Raw genomic sequence first — 14,691 nt, 5'->3', positions numbered from 1 at the left:
AAAACGGTGTTTTTATCAAAGGAATTTTGATATACTATCATTAGTAGCAGGTACTAATAACTTGTAGTAAAAATAGGAGGTCACATACGATGGCTTTTTCATTAGAAGGAAAAACGTTTGTCATAATGGGTGTTGCGAATAAAAGAAGTATTGCATGGGGAGTTGCCCGTTCCTTACATAAAGCAGGTGCAAAGCTGATCTTCACTTACGGAAAAGACCGTACGGAAAAAAGCGTTAGGGAACTATCTTCTACATTGGAAGGGGAGCCTTCCACCATTTTACAATGTGATGTAACGAAGGATGAAAGCATTGATGAATGTTTTGCGGCGATTAAGGAAGAAGCAGGTATCATTCATGGCTTGGTACACAGTGTCGCATTTGCTAACAAGGAAGAGCTGGACGGTGAGTTCGTCAACACGAGCCGTGAAGGGTTCTTGCTTGCCCATAATATCAGTTCATTCTCATTGACGGCTGTAGCTAAAGCGGCGAAGGAAATCATGACTGAAGGCGGCAGTATTGTCACAATGACGTATCTTGGCGGTGAACGGGTCATGCCAAATTATAATGTAATGGGAGTGGCCAAGGCCTCACTAGAAGCCAATGTCCGTTACCTGTCAAGTGATCTTGGCAAAGATAACATCCGAGTGAATGCAATTTCAGCCGGTCCAATCCGTACCTTATCCGCTAAAGGTGTCCGTGACTTCAATACAATTTTAAAGAAGATTGAGGAAGAAGCACCGCTTCGTCGTACAACGACTCCGGAAGAAGTAGGGGATACGGCAGTATTTTTATTAAGTGACATGTCCCGCGGAATTACCGGGGAAAATATCCATGTGGATTCCGGTTATCATATAATTGGATGATAAAAAGGGGACTCTTTAAGGTCCCCTTTTTAATTTTTTGAACTTTTATCATCCTGTTCATCAAAGATTGGTGTTAATGTTTGTTTTCCAGTATCTTGAAGAATTACTTCAATCTTAATCGACTTAATCGAATCTTCATCTAAAGGAATCCTTCCTCCTGTTTCGATTTTTTTCCAAGTTTTAATATCCTCTCGATAAAGTGTTTTCGATAACCTAAACAGGTCCAGCCCTCTTTTTTGTGTATATTGATATGTGTATTTTATTTCTTTCTTGATAGAGCGTATTAATTCCTTTTCATATTCTTTGCGTGTTATGCCACTTTTCAACATGTCAACACTTGCTTTAATCTTCATTTTTATATGAAAACGAACTTTTCCGTTTTTTTCTACTATAGGTGTTATCTTAGTCTTCTTATCGTACACAATAATTGATGTGTTCCTTTCCGTTCCAGGGAAAAGGGTAACGTTATCACGAACAAATTGTTTGTTCACTAATCTTGCACCATTCATCACCTTTTTAGGCAGAATGGCATTTATTTTATTTTCTGAAATAACAGCGATGTTTTCCATTAATAAATCCTTCTTTTTTTCTTTCTGCCCGGTCCATTGCTCCGTAATCTTTAGTTGGGGAATTGAAACGTAATAAGCAGGTTCGTCCAGCTCAATGATAATCTCTCTTAAATTTATCGGTGGGATGAAAGAGCTTTGATTATAGTTCCCCTTTGGATCGCTTAATTTTGAAAAAGCCATGGAAATGTTTTCGATAGGGGAAATAAGCATGGCATCTTTAACCGCACCCTTAGTCATAAAAAAGTAAATTCTGTAGCGTGTTTCGCGATAACGGTCCAATAAATCAAGCGTATTTTTGAAGTTACCAGTTTTAATGGCTTCTTCCGATAAAATAACAAAGGAAAGATGTCCCCAATAAATACGTCGATCTGACGTATGATATAAATTAAACAAGGCTTCATCGAGAGTCTTTCCAGTAGCACTTCCGACATCTGCAGCGTTTAGGGAGCTGGGATCTCCACCTGATTCGGATTTTGCCAGCCCTTGCATATTAATGATTTGAAGGTGAACGACGACCTGCCCGTCCTTATAATCGATCCCTATTCCATTTGCATAAACAAGTCGTTCAGGTTCATTTGAATCCCAGCAACCAGAGAGAACGGAAACACATAATAGAATTAGAATGAATCTGTTCCTCATTTTTTTCCATCATCGCCTTTCTTCGTGGGGTCTTTAGAAGAAAAGATAGAAGGGCGTTTTTTATCCAAAGAGGGAGGAACCCGAAAAAGGGTTTTTACAACATTGGACCAACTTAAGTTAGCGGATACTTCCATATAAGGAACACCTAATATTCGTATATTACTCACATACGCACAGAGAAATAGCGCTAAAAGGATGAATGCGAAAAGACCTAAAAAAGAGGCGGAAATAATAGCAACCAGCCTAATTAAGCTAATGACCCCAATGATCGATTGATTGACGAGTGTAAAAGTAGCCACAGCTGAGCCTGCAATCACAACAAGCATGGCAGGACTTGTTAAACCGGAACGGATCGCAGCATCCCCAATAATTAAAGCGCCCAATACACTTAATGTTGGACCAATTGATGTAGGTAACCGCATCCCGGCTTCTTTGAATATTTCAAAGACGATGACCATCGTAATGGCTTCAAGTGCGGTAGGAAGTGGCAATCCTCTTCTGGACTCGACAACGGTAGCCAACAAGATCAAAGGGAGCTGATCTTGATGAAAGGTGGTTAAAGCCACCCAAAAACCTGGTAAAAGAGCGGCGATGAAAATGCCAAAAAGTCGAAGAGCCCTTTCAAAGGAAGCATAGATAGACGTGTATTCATTGTCTTCCGATGTTTTTAATACAATAAAAAGGTTGATTGGGGTGATCATCGCATAGGCAACTCCGTCAATTAAAATTAAGATCCTGCCTTTTAATAGGCATTGGACGGCAAAGTCAGGCTTACCTGTATAGTCATGCCTTGGGAAGAGGATGGAGGGCTGTTCTTCAATTAACACCATGAACTGATTTCCTCCAAATATTCCATCTATATCAATTGCTTCAATCTTTTTAGAGATTTGCTGAACCATATCTGGCTCAGTGATATCATCCATATATAAAACAGCGACTTTAGTCAAAGTTCGTCTGCCCACTTCGAAATATTTTACACTTAAAGAATTTGTACGCATTCTCTTCCTGATTAAAGCCACATTGATGGACAAATCTTCAATAAAATTATCTCTAGGTCCTTTTATCGTTACTTCTGACGATGTTTCCTCTGGATTACGTTGAGGGCGATTTGCTATGTTTACAGATAACAGAAAACCGAATTCATCTAAGTAAAGTAACAATCTTCCAGAGTAGATATCTGCGAACAACTCTTCCTTGGTATTCACTTCAGTAAGCTGTGGAAGATGGAGTGAAACTTTTATTTCGTCAATTGTTATTTTCCCTCTTGGATATTTTTCGAAAAATAATGTTAGCCTTTCAAATACGAGATTATTTAATAATTCAGTATCGACAAGTCCTTCACATCCAATTACTGTAATTTTTATCGGTGACTCATCACGATATACACTGGTTTGAAAAAAAACATCTCCTGAGTTTTGAAAGATTTCTTTTAAATCTGATTCATTATTTATCACGAGTTTATCAGGTTTTTCTGGTTTCCTATTCGGACTGGATGGTTGTCGGTTCTTTTTTTTGAACATCGGATGTGGACCTCCTTTTTCTTCGATTACTAAAGAAAACAAATAAACATAAAAGGATGGAAACGGCTAATAAGAAATATAAGGTAATCGGCAAAACAAATGTTTTTATAAAGGAATATAGAATAATATCGCTGAAGTTAAATGAATTAGAAATGATAAGGAACATAGAATAGGTTAGGAGCAATATGATTTTGTTTCGCTTCTTTTTAATGGATAGCACTTCGAGTGATAAAAATAGGAAAAAGGAAACACGGATAAAGGCTCCTGTTAACCATTGATAAATCGACAAGAAATCAAGATGCTCAATGAATCTTCCTAATGTGACTAATCCCCATTGCTCAAAGGCAGGATACTTTTGCCTTGCAGCTTCGACTGGGCCGAATTCTACAATGGAGCCAATAAGTGGCCCAAGAATAAGCCATGTAAGGATGATAGTATTTTAAGCAAAAACCTTGAATCTTAGTTTTCCATGAACTTTTTGCTGCATAAAAAGTATGACAATCAATTCGATAAGGCCAGACAAGGGATAAATAATACCTGCAAAGACAGGGGACCATCCATTTTCAAGCATGGGTTTCAAAAGTGAATAATCTTTAAATTGTATGTTCGTGATTGCAACAAAAAAGCCAAACGCAATGACGGCCGTCAGTACAAATGTATTTACAATAGCGATCGTTTGTATGTTTGTTGAGGCAAGGAAAAAGCATAAACCAGTAAATAAGATGATTTCAAATATCGAAGGAGTTATGGGCAAATAGGAAATCTTTGTCCATACAACCATCTCTTTTAATGAAACCGCAGCCAAAAAAGCGAAAAAGAGACTCAGTGTAAAGGATAAAATCCTGCCTGTTACCTTCCCAATATTTTTTTCCACCCAGACAAAAATATTTGTCTGGCCTGTGGCTTTATGGATATAGAATAAGAGAAAACACCAAATCAAAATTAGGCCTAAAGCAAGTAGAACAGAAATCCAGGCATCCCTTTTGGCCACCCGTAACAAATGAGGAAGAATCGTTACATGATTTTTCAAGCCGACAGCCGTCATCATGATTAAAGATAGTTGTACGGTTGAAATCTTTCCACTTTTTTTCATCTTCATATACTCCTTTAATAACTCGATAGCTTTAGTTTTCTCCATTAATCCCCAACATATCCAAGATAAGTTGATGTCCTTTTTTTAGGGAGCGGCACATCTCCAGCATAAAGAAGGGCGAATCTCATATAAATGATACATAGAGCTGATATTCATTATTTGCGAGAATCGGCAAAAACCGCTTTCAACCCTATTCGTGAAAAAGAAGGAGGGGAATCATGGACGTGAAGAAAGTTGGTATGCCTAGTGCCGTTGGAAAACAAACCATACACAATCCGCTGAAGAGACATATTGATTGTACTGAAAGAAATATCAGCACTTCATATACTGCAGAGGAATTGGTGGAGCTGTTGTCCCGGCTTCCAGCCTTTGCACCTAAACCTGTTTGTAAGTTCATCATCAATGACCGTACACTGTTTGGGAAATTGGAACAAAAAAAAGAGTCCAGTTTGTTTATAAGGCATAAATTCGGGAAAAAAGTTGTCCAATACAATATGGAGCAGCTGCAGTCTGTGGATATCCTGAAATATTAAGGAGGGTTTTCATGTCAGAGAAAAATGGCGATAAGGAATCCAAACCACTTTTATATGTCAATCAAGCAAAAATATCAGATCAGCGTGGGAATATGCAAAGTGATTTTCGAACGAAAAAGGCTACACCTCAAGACAGCGTTGAGCCTGAACCCGAACTACAGGAAGCCGAGCAAAATGAAGAAAAAATCGAAAAAGTCAAACGGGAATTCGGTGTTTATGATGCCATGATGGAAATTGAAAAAGAGATTACAGGATTAAGGAAAATCACCGAACAATATGCACCTGAGCAAACTCCGGTTGAACAAATGGAACATCCTGAACAAATAGAACCAGAAAACGAAAAACCAGTTAAGAGAAAAAGGAAAAAGGTGGAGAAGAAAGAATCTTCCCGCGAAATCATTTCCCGACTATCCAATCATCAAGGTTTTCCAAAGCCATTATGTGAGGCTATTGTAAAGGGAAAAATGATTCAGTTTCATGTGTTGGGAATGAAAGGGGAATCAGTGAAGATTAAAAGAGGGAAGCATATTCGTTTCGTGGAACTGCCGGATTTCATCGATGCCAAAATAATTGAAGAACCTAAGTGAAGGAGCAATATTAAATGTTTCCCCCACAAAATGAATTTACCTTATTTATAATATTAGGATTGGCTTCCTTCAGGCTGACACGTTTGATCGTTTTCGATAAAATCACGGAGCCGCTGCGCCGCCCCTTTTTTAAAGAGATAGAGGAAAAAAGTGAAGAAGGGGATGTGGAAATATTTTTAGTGCCCAAGGAGAAGGGCCTGCTTGGCTGGATTGGACAATTGCTAAGCTGTTTTTGGTGCGTGAGTGTCTGGGTTAGCCTTTTTCTGGTTTTCCTTTATATCCAACATTGGTTTATTGGCGACGTATTGACATTTATCCTTGCCGTAGCAGCAGTAGGCGCAATCATTGAGGTCATAATCAGCAAATTTATGGACATTTGATTGGAAACAACTTGTCTCTTCGTTCATATAGTATGGTATAGATCTTAAAGGAGGAGTCATAAATTGAATCAGAAACAGAATCCATGGACATATGCAAAACCGATTAAAAAAGATCAACCGGTCAAAATCAAGAAAGACTGTGGCTGTAATAACAACTATAAAAATAAAGGCTATTGATTGAAAAAACCTTTCCATTTAGGAAAGGTTTTTTTTTATTTCCTAATCCTACCATTCATAAAAAAACAGTTAAACAAGAAAATAACAATAGAACGAAAAATTAGGATGTGAATCTATGTTCAGACAAGGAAGATATTTTAAGGGCAGCTTACTGGTTTTTATGGTTGTTTTGTATGTGCTTACTGGATGCAGCAATCAGAATGATGGAAAAACGGAGAATTTAGCAATGATTAAGCGTACGAATCCTGAACCGATGGATATCATTAATGGAATGGATGGGAAGGATGAAAAGGGACTGATCTCAAAGGTCAAGGAAACAGTTGCTAATGAAGACTCCATCTATGACGTAATCGTCGTGAAAAACGAAAAAAAGATTATCGTCGCTTATAAAGTTAAGCATCTGCAACGTTTTCATATGAAGAAGATTGAAAAGAATGTGACTAAAAATCTGGAAGAGAAGTTTCCCGAAAATGATTTTATCGTATCGAGCGATTATAAAATCTTTTTGGAATCTGTGAGATTGAACGAGTTACTCAAAGAAAAAGATGTACCCGAGAAAAAGGCAAGGAAGAAGTTCAACGAAATTGAAGAACTTCAAAAAGAATTAATTTAGAAGAGAGGTTCAGCTATGAGCGGCAAAGAGAAAACGACCCCACAGCAGAATGCATATCAAGAACTTCAAGGGAAGCATGAAATTAAAAGACCAATAGTGAAGAATTGTTTGAAAGCCTTTTTAGTAGGTGGCATTTTCTGCATGGTCGGACAAGCCATTTCGTACTTCTATATTTACTTTTTCAACTTTACGGAACAGACTGCTGGTGGTCCTACAACTGCCACCATGGTGTTCCTGGCCCTTTTGATGACCGGTTTCGGATTTTATGACCGCATTGGCCAGTTTGCTGGAGCAGGAAGTGCCGTCCCTGTTACAGGATTCGGTAACGCAGTCATTTCGGCTGCAATCGAACATCGGACGGAAGGTTTTGTACTTGGTGTTGGATCCAATATGTTTAAATTGGCCGGATCTGTCATTTTATTTGGAGTATTTTCAGCCTTTGTCGTGGCGTTGATAAAAACAATTTATCAAATGAGTGGGGGCTAAGCGGTGTTAAAGGGAGAACAAACATGGATGTTTACCAATAAACCGGTCATCTTGGAAACAGGGGTAACAGGCGGGCCATTTGAAGCAAATGGAGAAATCGCGGGTGATTTCGATATCCTATACGACGATTTGTGGATGGAGCAGGAATCATATGAGAAGGCACATCGACATTTGATGGAAAAAGCGGTTGAGCTTGCATTGGAAAAAGGTAAGATCAACAAGGAACAGGTACAATTTTTTTTGGCGGGTGATTTAATCAATCAGGTTACACCTACAAGCTTTGCAGCCAGAACTAATGGGATTCCATACTTCGGCTTGTTTGGAGCCTGTTCCACTTCAATGGAAGGGCTTGCTCTAGCTGCCTTCATCACTAATTATGGCGGGGCTAACTATGTGTTGACAGGTGCCTCGAGCCACAATGCAGCTGTAGAAAAACAATTTCGCTATCCGACTGAATATGGAGGGCAAAAACCACCTACAGCTCAATGGACGATAACCGGAGCGGGGGTGGCGCTGGTTGCTCCTGATGGAAGCGAGCAAGGGGAATTTCCCCACATTGTCTCGGCCACTATCGGGAAGGTCATTGACATGGGATTGAAAGATCCTTTCAATATGGGGGGAGCGATGGCCCCGGCGGCCGTCGATACGATAATTGCCCATTTCAAAGATACTGGTTTGACCCCGGATGATTATGATTTCATCATTACTGGTGATTTAGGTCAAATAGGGTGGAAGACAGCGATTGACTTATTAAAGCAAAAGGGATGTGACATCAATCAGGAAAAATTCAAGGATTGCGGATTGATGATTTTTAAAAAGGATCAGCCTGTTTTGGCTGGCGGGAGCGGCGCGGGATGTTCAGCAGTGGTTCTATACGGTCATATATTAAATGAGATGATTTCTGGCAAATATAAAAAAATCCTGCTTGTCGCAACAGGAGCATTATTGTCACCACTTTCCGTCCAGCAAAAAGATACGATTCCGTGCATTGCCCATGCGGTGGCCATTGAATATGGGATGAATTCATGAAAAAGGAGAGATTTCGATGTTAGCAATGTTTTTTTGGGCCTTTGTCATCGGTGGCTTGATCTGTGTCGTCGGCCAGCTTCTTTTCGATGTTGCTAAGCTGACACCGGCACATACGTTAAGCTTGTTCGTTGTAATAGGAGCTGTTCTTGGCGGATTTGATTTATATGCGCCGCTAGTTGACTTTGCCGGTGCTGGAGCAACCGTACCGATCGTTTCGTTTGGGAACTCGCTGGTGAACGGGGCGATGATGGAATCGGAAAAACATGGGCTCGTTGGCGTACTGACAGGTATGTTTGAAATTACGAGTTCCGGTATCTCTGCTGCAATCGTCTTTGGATTCATCGGAGCTTTGGTTTTCAGGCCAAAAGGATGAATTAGCGGAAATAGGCAGCCTGGACTAGGACATGGCCTATACATATTTGTCCAGACCTACATATGTTATCAGTAAGCTTTAGCGAGAGCGAGGTGATATGTATGTTTGGTTATGGTGGCTACGGTTGTTGTGGCGGCAGCGGTTATGGCTACGGCGGCGGTTATGGCTACGGTGGCGGTTCCACTTTTGCGATAATCGTTGTATTGTTTATCCTATTGATCATTGTAGGGGCTTCTTTCTGCTGCTAAGGTAAAAGGAATAGGCAGAAGAAGCCTATTCTTTTTTTTTTTGGGCCTAGCACCATTTTTCTGATAATGCCATAGGATAGGTACAGAAAAGGGAGGGGCTTAGGTATGGATAATAACTTTTTTAAGAACATAGAAGGTAAAACGGGCGTAAATATGAAAGATGTATTAGAATTGGCAAACTCGCTGCAAGGAGCCAATTTCAAAGATGAAACAACTGTTAGAAATGTCATTAAGCGTGTTTCAAAAATTGCGAACAAACCGGTCAATAAGGAAACGGAAGATAAAATCGTCCATTCCATCGTGGCTGAAGGGAATAAACTGGATTTCGGTACTATTTCTAATATGATAAATAAAAAGTGAAAAAAGGCCTGCTATCATGCAGGCCTTCAGTTTTTTTAAAAAAGTTGCAGTTGCTTCCAGAAATTTGCCGACTGCCTGCCAAGCCTCCTCGCCATAAGCATCTAGCGATGTCCCGGCAAGTTCGTTTTTCGGCAGGAGTGTCGCAAATTTCTTATTTTAAGTAAGGGTTTTATAAAACAGTAAAAATCTAAAGTATAAACTGTTCTTATACATGGTTCGGGAAGAGACCATGTATAAGAACATCTTGTATTTCCTAAGATGGAGAGCATCAGCTTTTGGTCAAAGCTTCAGAAAACGTGATGGATGGGCGGTCCGTCCGCGTCTAGTTTGCAGGATGGAAAGGTAAAGATCCTTTTTTGCCCTGGTTGCCGCTACATAGAGCAATCGTCTTTCCTCTTCAAGGGGTGATAGTTCCCCTTTCCGGTAAGATTCAAGTGCGAAATCATGAGGAATGCTGCCATCGACAGCAGCAAGAACATAAACCGTGTTATATTCTAGCCCTTTGGAACGGTGTATGGTGGTAAGTTGTATGGCATCCTTAAAATGTTTCGATAGCTGTTTAATCTCTTGTACCATCGCAGTCATATGATCGACATGTTCAAGGAAAGCGGCGACGGTGGGGAAACGATTTGCTGCCACCTTTAAGTCACGGATGTCATCGGATCCTTTTTCCAGGTTCGCATCATTCCCGCGTTTTTTTACATATTCCTGGTATCCTAAATCTTTCTCGATGATTTCTAAAGCTACGAGTGGCGACATAATTTTTAAAGAGCGGATCTGTCCTGGAATCGTTTTTAATTTTCGTTCTTGAAAAGCATGTCCTGTCTTAACAAAAGCAAATGCATCGATAAAATCACAATCCTGCAATATTGTCATTGCTTTTAACTCCTGTAATATACTTTGCTTTAAGAATAAGGAGGATAGGACATCAGATGCTGCCTTGCTGTCATGAGGATGCAAACTCAGCCGCATAAAGGCAAGCATGCCGCGGATGACCTTGCGCTGATAAAACGAATCCGCATCCTTTTCAATGACGAATGGCAGGTTGGAAGCGGCTAGCCGTTCAAAAATGGCCCTGGACATCGTATGTGTCCTGTACAATACTGCAAAGTCCCCAGGGTTTGCTCCCTTGGATATTTTTTCTTGGATATCGGATACGATCATCGTTGCTTCCAATTCCTCATCATAAGGATAAAATAAAACAGGAGGGTTTCCTGAATCATGTTGTGCCCTCATCTTTTTCTCCATCCGGTTCTGGTTGCGCTTGATCAATCGGTTCGCTGTAGCGACAATTTCATGGGAAGAGCGGTAATTCTCCGTCAGCTTCACAACTTGGGATTGAGGGAAATCATGATTGAAATTCAAAATATACTTCGGATCGCTTCCTCGGAATGAATAGATGGATTGATCATCATCTCCAACTGCACATACATTTTTTGATTCAGCAGAGAGGAGTTTTATCAATTCATATTGAACTTTATTGATATCCTGAAATTCATCTACCAAAAAGTAGTTAAATCTTTGCTGATATTTCTTTAAAAAATCCGGGTGATTTTTTAAAAATACATAACAGCCTACAAGCATATCATCAAAATCATACTTCCCTGTTTGCTGTTTATATTCTTCATATTTCTTATATAAAAATAAACACGATTTCTCCCAATCGTCCTTAGGGTGAATATCTTCTGGAAAGGCCAAAGAGTTTTTCCAAAGTCCGATTTGCTGAAGGGCTTGATCATATGCAAATTCCTTATCATCAAGTTCCAGTTCCCTGCCAGCCTGTTTTAATACCTTTTCTTTTTCCCATTCCCACTTCAATAGGAAATCGCGCTGCCATTTGGCTGGTTCATGGAAAATGAGGATTTTATAAAAGATGCTATGAAAGGTCCCGCTAACGATTTGAGAAACAAGGGAAGGCGTCATATAGGGATAGCCGAGCAGACGCTGCTGCATTTCCTTAGCGGATTTTGCCGTAAATGTTACAAGCATGATACTTTTTGGATCAACTTTTTTCACTGTAAGCATATAGGCAGTGCGTACTGTCAATACGCGGGTTTTCCCGCTGCCTGCTCCTGAAAGGACGAGAATTGGACCATCGATTGTCATTACGGCCTTGAGTTGCTCTGCATCGAGTACAACCCCTGATGAGGATAATTCTTGAAAGTATGGTTCCTCTGATTGTGAAAGACCAAATGGTTTATCTGAATATTTCGGATTGCCGGTTATGGGCCGGCTTTTAAGGAAAGGTTCTGTAATGGTTTTCGTTTCCGTAATGGTTCGTGATGTTGGAATCCTAAATCCGTTCTGTTCCACATATTCTAATGGCTTGTCCTCGTTCATCGGTTCTGAAAGGGGTATTTCACAGGGTACCTGCGACGGGTCACTATGATAAAAATAAGGTGTCTCATGGATTCCAATAAATAATTTCACTGGTTTATGACAAATGATACAAGAAAGCTGATCACGTTTTCCTTTTTCAAAAAGTGTCTGCAGCTCACCAGCTGAAACGGTATGTAAATGTACGATTTCATTGCCAGATTTTGCTTGATTCATATAAATGGATACCTCTAATCTATTAAAAATATCGGCAATACTCATCATACCAGAAGATCAGGAAAAAAGAATGCGGAAATCATGTTTAAATTATGGTTCCGGATGGGTAATTGAATGACAACATAACTATTTAAATACAAGGAGGGGTTACTATGGGATACATAGCATCTGTTACACAATTTGATTATATTCAATATGCTAACCGGACGATCGAAGCTGCAGAGAAAGTAAGAATTGTTAAAGGAACGGCACCCATTCAACCTATCCGTTTTGATCAGATGTTGGAAAGGGAAAGCATTGGAGGATTACTACAAATTCAAGATAATAATCGGGTAAGTACATATGGAGCACGCACATATAAAGGTCAAATGGGCATGAAGGCAAGTGAAGATTTTACGGCTGGAATGACAGGAAAAGGAAGGTTTATCAACAAAAGTGTCTAGTTTCTCCATAAAAGACAAAAGAGGACACGTGAAGTGTCCTTTTTGTGTTGATTTTTTTTAAAGAATGTCAATTTCCACGATTAGAGCTAACAATAGTTGCAGTAATAGTTGGATGTTTAAAGCGACTTGTGCATCAGTGGTTGTAATGTCGATATCACGGCTGTTTTCAACAATTGTTTTTTGGCGCGTGATTTGTTTAACATTAGAAGATTGGATTAATTCTTGAGTGATCCTATCAGCATTATCAGAATCTGAAATGGAAATGCTTACGATGACCGCGATAGCAGCTTGTAGGGCAGTTTGTAGAGAAAGGGCCGCTTTAACATCCGTTGAAGTGACATTTACATTACAAGAATCTTTAATGTAAATAAGTTCTTCAGAAAGCTGCACTTGATTATTATCCTGTTTTGCCTCTTGGTCAATCTGTGTTTCCTCCTCGTTACAGAATCCTGTCAGGGGATGTCTGGAAGCGGAATCTAGAGCTGACCATGATCTTTCAGAATCATCATGAGTGTTACAATTGCTACGATATACATTTTGGTTCATGTTGTTTTTTCCTCCTTAGGTTTTATTCCCTATTAAAATATGCTTTGATGATTAATCGGGTTGGACGAATAAATCAGTTAATTCGTCTATTTTTTAAATACTTAGAGAAAGTATTAGTGTGTGGGGGATGATTAATAAAGAAGCTGGAGCTTTAGGAATGAAATGTATGTGCTGCTATGTCTCGGTTTACTTATTTCTCGCCAGCAAGTAGGGTGATATGGTGCGTCATTTATTTTTGGAATCCGTGAATTTATTGTGAATGGAATTTGTAACTGGATTAACATCATGTTCCGTGATGTTCTTTTCTTGGTTAATGATTTTTTGTGATTGCTCTTGTAAATGACGAATGGTTTCTTTAAGGTTGTTTTTCTCTCTCTCAGTTAGATCGACTTTTTCCCTTTTGAAACCATATTTTCTCATAGTCCTCGAAACCAGCAGTTCCATCAGTCTTTTTTGAGACTCCTCCAGATTAAAATCATTGTTACCCATAAAATTTTCCCTCCTTCTTGCTTTCTATATATAGACTATGCATTTTTGAGGAGATTGCCATTGGACGCAAATGGTTTTTTTTTATAAAACGATATATAAGTCCATGAACGAACAAAAAAAGCTGTCCAATCAGAAGACTGAAAGGACAGCTTTTTTTATCGTAAAATGGTTTTCTTCATCGTTTTATGAGCAATGCCAGCATCCATGAATTCGTCGGATACGATCTCATACCCTAATTTTGAATAGAAAGGGATAGCATGCACCTGGGAATCAAGCTTCAATTGAGGCACTTCCTGCTCGATGGCGTATTCCTCGATGGCATTCATGATCATGGCGCCGGCACCATTCCTACGGCCCGAGGATAGTACACAAATGCGCTGTACTTTACCGATGTTGTCAATGACCCTGAAGCGGCCGGCACCAATTGGCTGATGCTGCTCATCATATAAAACGAAATGAGTGGACTCTTGTTCATATTCATCGATCTCTTCTTCAAGAGGGACGTTTTGTTCTTGGACGAACACTTTTTTTCGAATCATATATGCATTTTCAAGCTCTTGGCTGTTCTCTGCGATTTTTACAAACACGAAATCATTCAGCTCCTAATCTAAATGTTTCGTAAACGGTCCATGCCCCGTCTTCAAGTTGATACAGCAAGTGGACTCGTTTAACCTCTTCTTCATGGCTGATGTCAAGCATGCTTAATTGGCCTAAAACATCAGAATGCTCATTATCCGATAAATCTTGAGCGATGGTAATATGCGGGACAAATGCATATTCACTTTCACTTTTTATGAAGTCCTCATTGTTAAGTGCATCATGAAGCTCTTGAAGCCCTTCGGATAATTCCACTTTGAAATAAATAGTATTGCTTACGGGTTGGAAAGACTTCGTTTTCGTAACGCTCATCGTAAAAGGGCTGCACTTTTGAGCGATGCCTTTTAATTGTTCCGCGATTGTTGAAATTTCCATGTCAGTCGCTTCGAACGTTGGTTTAAGCGTCAGATGCGGTGGTATGAACGCATATTTCGTATCATACCGTTTGCGATAGGAGTTAGCTAAATCTTGAAGTTTTTTTGAAGGGAAAATTGCAACACCATATTTCATAAATAAAACCTCCTGATATTTTTTTATTGTTGTATTATAGTTGGACATGTTTTTACTTGAAACCATCTCAAAGAGATGGTTTC

Annotated in this window: 18 protein-coding genes and 1 pseudogene; 11 read left to right on the top strand and 8 right to left on the bottom strand. The window is 39.5% G+C overall.

What is annotated here, in order from left to right; translation table 11 throughout:
- The first annotated feature begins 89 nt into the window (after positions 1-89).
- Positions 90-863: an enoyl-ACP reductase FabI gene (gene fabI / locus ACQKFG_RS02460; protein WP_427555952.1), complete on the top strand. Its 774-nt coding sequence runs from the start codon at positions 90-92 to the stop codon at positions 861-863.
- Positions 864-892: 29 nt separating this feature from the next.
- Here fabI and ACQKFG_RS02455 read toward each other — a convergent pair whose 3' ends face one another.
- From ACQKFG_RS02455 to ACQKFG_RS02445, 3 genes and pseudogenes are all read right to left on the bottom strand, one after another.
- A complete protein-coding gene (locus ACQKFG_RS02455) occupies positions 893-2,071 on the bottom strand; it encodes a Ger(x)C family spore germination protein (RefSeq protein ID WP_427555949.1) in 1,179 nt (392 codons plus the stop codon).
- Positions 2,068-3,591 (bottom strand): spore germination protein, encoded by a 1,524-nt coding sequence (locus ACQKFG_RS02450; protein ID WP_427555946.1) that lies wholly within the window; start codon positions 3,589-3,591, stop codon positions 2,068-2,070. Before ACQKFG_RS02450 ends, ACQKFG_RS02455 begins: the two co-directional genes overlap by 4 nt.
- Positions 3,551-4,684 (bottom strand): annotated as a pseudogene (locus tag ACQKFG_RS02445) (GerAB/ArcD/ProY family transporter). The gene ACQKFG_RS02450 and the pseudogene ACQKFG_RS02445 overlap by 41 nt, the downstream one beginning before the upstream one ends.
- A 218-nt stretch (positions 4,685-4,902) precedes the next feature.
- Here ACQKFG_RS02445 and ACQKFG_RS02440 point away from each other — a divergent pair.
- From ACQKFG_RS02440 to ACQKFG_RS02400, 9 genes are all read left to right on the top strand, one after another.
- Complete coding sequence (locus tag ACQKFG_RS02440) at positions 4,903-5,217, top strand: hypothetical protein (RefSeq protein WP_342615278.1); 315 nt, start codon at positions 4,903-4,905, stop codon at positions 5,215-5,217.
- Between the two features lie 11 nt (positions 5,218-5,228).
- The gene (locus tag ACQKFG_RS02435; protein ID WP_427555943.1) at positions 5,229-5,804 is read left to right on the top strand and encodes a hypothetical protein; all 576 of its coding nucleotides are present in this window, start codon (positions 5,229-5,231) and stop codon (positions 5,802-5,804) included.
- A gap of 14 nt (positions 5,805-5,818) precedes the next feature.
- Complete coding sequence (locus ACQKFG_RS02430; protein ID WP_427555940.1) at positions 5,819-6,184, top strand: DUF1360 domain-containing protein; 366 nt, start codon at positions 5,819-5,821, stop codon at positions 6,182-6,184.
- 292 nt (positions 6,185-6,476) lie between these two features.
- Positions 6,477-6,974 (top strand): YhcN/YlaJ family sporulation lipoprotein, encoded by a 498-nt coding sequence (locus tag ACQKFG_RS02425; RefSeq protein ID WP_192203728.1) that lies wholly within the window; start codon positions 6,477-6,479, stop codon positions 6,972-6,974.
- A 15-nt stretch (positions 6,975-6,989) separates the two neighbouring features.
- On the top strand, positions 6,990-7,460 hold the full coding sequence (spoVAC, locus tag ACQKFG_RS02420; protein ID WP_192203729.1) for a stage V sporulation protein AC: 471 nt from the start codon (positions 6,990-6,992) through the stop codon (positions 7,458-7,460).
- A gap of 3 nt (positions 7,461-7,463) precedes the next feature.
- The gene (spoVAD, locus tag ACQKFG_RS02415) at positions 7,464-8,489 is read left to right on the top strand and encodes a stage V sporulation protein AD (protein ID WP_427555936.1); all 1,026 of its coding nucleotides are present in this window, start codon (positions 7,464-7,466) and stop codon (positions 8,487-8,489) included.
- Positions 8,490-8,505: 16 nt separating this feature from the next.
- Positions 8,506-8,862, top strand: a complete 357-nt coding sequence (gene spoVAE, locus ACQKFG_RS02410; RefSeq protein ID WP_192203731.1) for a stage V sporulation protein AE — start codon at positions 8,506-8,508, stop codon at positions 8,860-8,862.
- Between the two features lie 101 nt (positions 8,863-8,963).
- A complete protein-coding gene (locus ACQKFG_RS02405; protein ID WP_192203732.1) occupies positions 8,964-9,110 on the top strand; it encodes a YjcZ family sporulation protein in 147 nt (48 codons plus the stop codon).
- A gap of 105 nt (positions 9,111-9,215) precedes the next feature.
- Positions 9,216-9,470: a stage VI sporulation protein F gene (locus tag ACQKFG_RS02400; protein WP_034314458.1), complete on the top strand. Its 255-nt coding sequence runs from the start codon at positions 9,216-9,218 to the stop codon at positions 9,468-9,470.
- A 279-nt stretch (positions 9,471-9,749) separates the two neighbouring features.
- Here ACQKFG_RS02400 and ACQKFG_RS02395 read toward each other — a convergent pair whose 3' ends face one another.
- On the bottom strand, positions 9,750-12,023 hold the full coding sequence (locus tag ACQKFG_RS02395) for an ATP-dependent helicase (protein ID WP_427555932.1): 2,274 nt from the start codon (positions 12,021-12,023) through the stop codon (positions 9,750-9,752).
- A 152-nt stretch (positions 12,024-12,175) separates the two neighbouring features.
- On the opposite strand from ACQKFG_RS02395, the gene ACQKFG_RS02390 reads away from it, so the two are divergent.
- Positions 12,176-12,466 (top strand): hypothetical protein, encoded by a 291-nt coding sequence (locus ACQKFG_RS02390; RefSeq protein ID WP_427555929.1) that lies wholly within the window; start codon positions 12,176-12,178, stop codon positions 12,464-12,466.
- Positions 12,467-12,523: 57 nt separating this feature from the next.
- Here ACQKFG_RS02390 and ACQKFG_RS02385 read toward each other — a convergent pair whose 3' ends face one another.
- The 4 genes from ACQKFG_RS02385 to ACQKFG_RS02370 form a co-directional block, all read right to left on the bottom strand.
- A complete protein-coding gene (locus tag ACQKFG_RS02385) occupies positions 12,524-13,012 on the bottom strand; it encodes a spore coat protein (protein WP_192203736.1) in 489 nt (162 codons plus the stop codon).
- Positions 13,013-13,237: 225 nt separating this feature from the next.
- Positions 13,238-13,501 (bottom strand): hypothetical protein, encoded by a 264-nt coding sequence (locus ACQKFG_RS02380; protein ID WP_192203737.1) that lies wholly within the window; start codon positions 13,499-13,501, stop codon positions 13,238-13,240.
- A 155-nt stretch (positions 13,502-13,656) separates the two neighbouring features.
- A complete protein-coding gene (locus ACQKFG_RS02375; RefSeq protein WP_342615282.1) occupies positions 13,657-14,088 on the bottom strand; it encodes a GNAT family N-acetyltransferase in 432 nt (143 codons plus the stop codon).
- A 4-nt stretch (positions 14,089-14,092) separates the two neighbouring features.
- Positions 14,093-14,608, bottom strand: a complete 516-nt coding sequence (locus tag ACQKFG_RS02370; protein WP_192203739.1) for a YjcG family protein — start codon at positions 14,606-14,608, stop codon at positions 14,093-14,095.
- Positions 14,609-14,691 lie beyond the last annotated feature (83 nt).

Source organism: Peribacillus sp. NPDC076916 (assembly GCF_050269675.1).
GTDB lineage: Bacteria > Bacillota > Bacilli > Bacillales > DSM-1321 > Peribacillus > Peribacillus aracenensis.
Note: the sequence above shows the minus strand (reverse complement) of the source record. Positions and strands in the feature narration are given on the sequence as shown.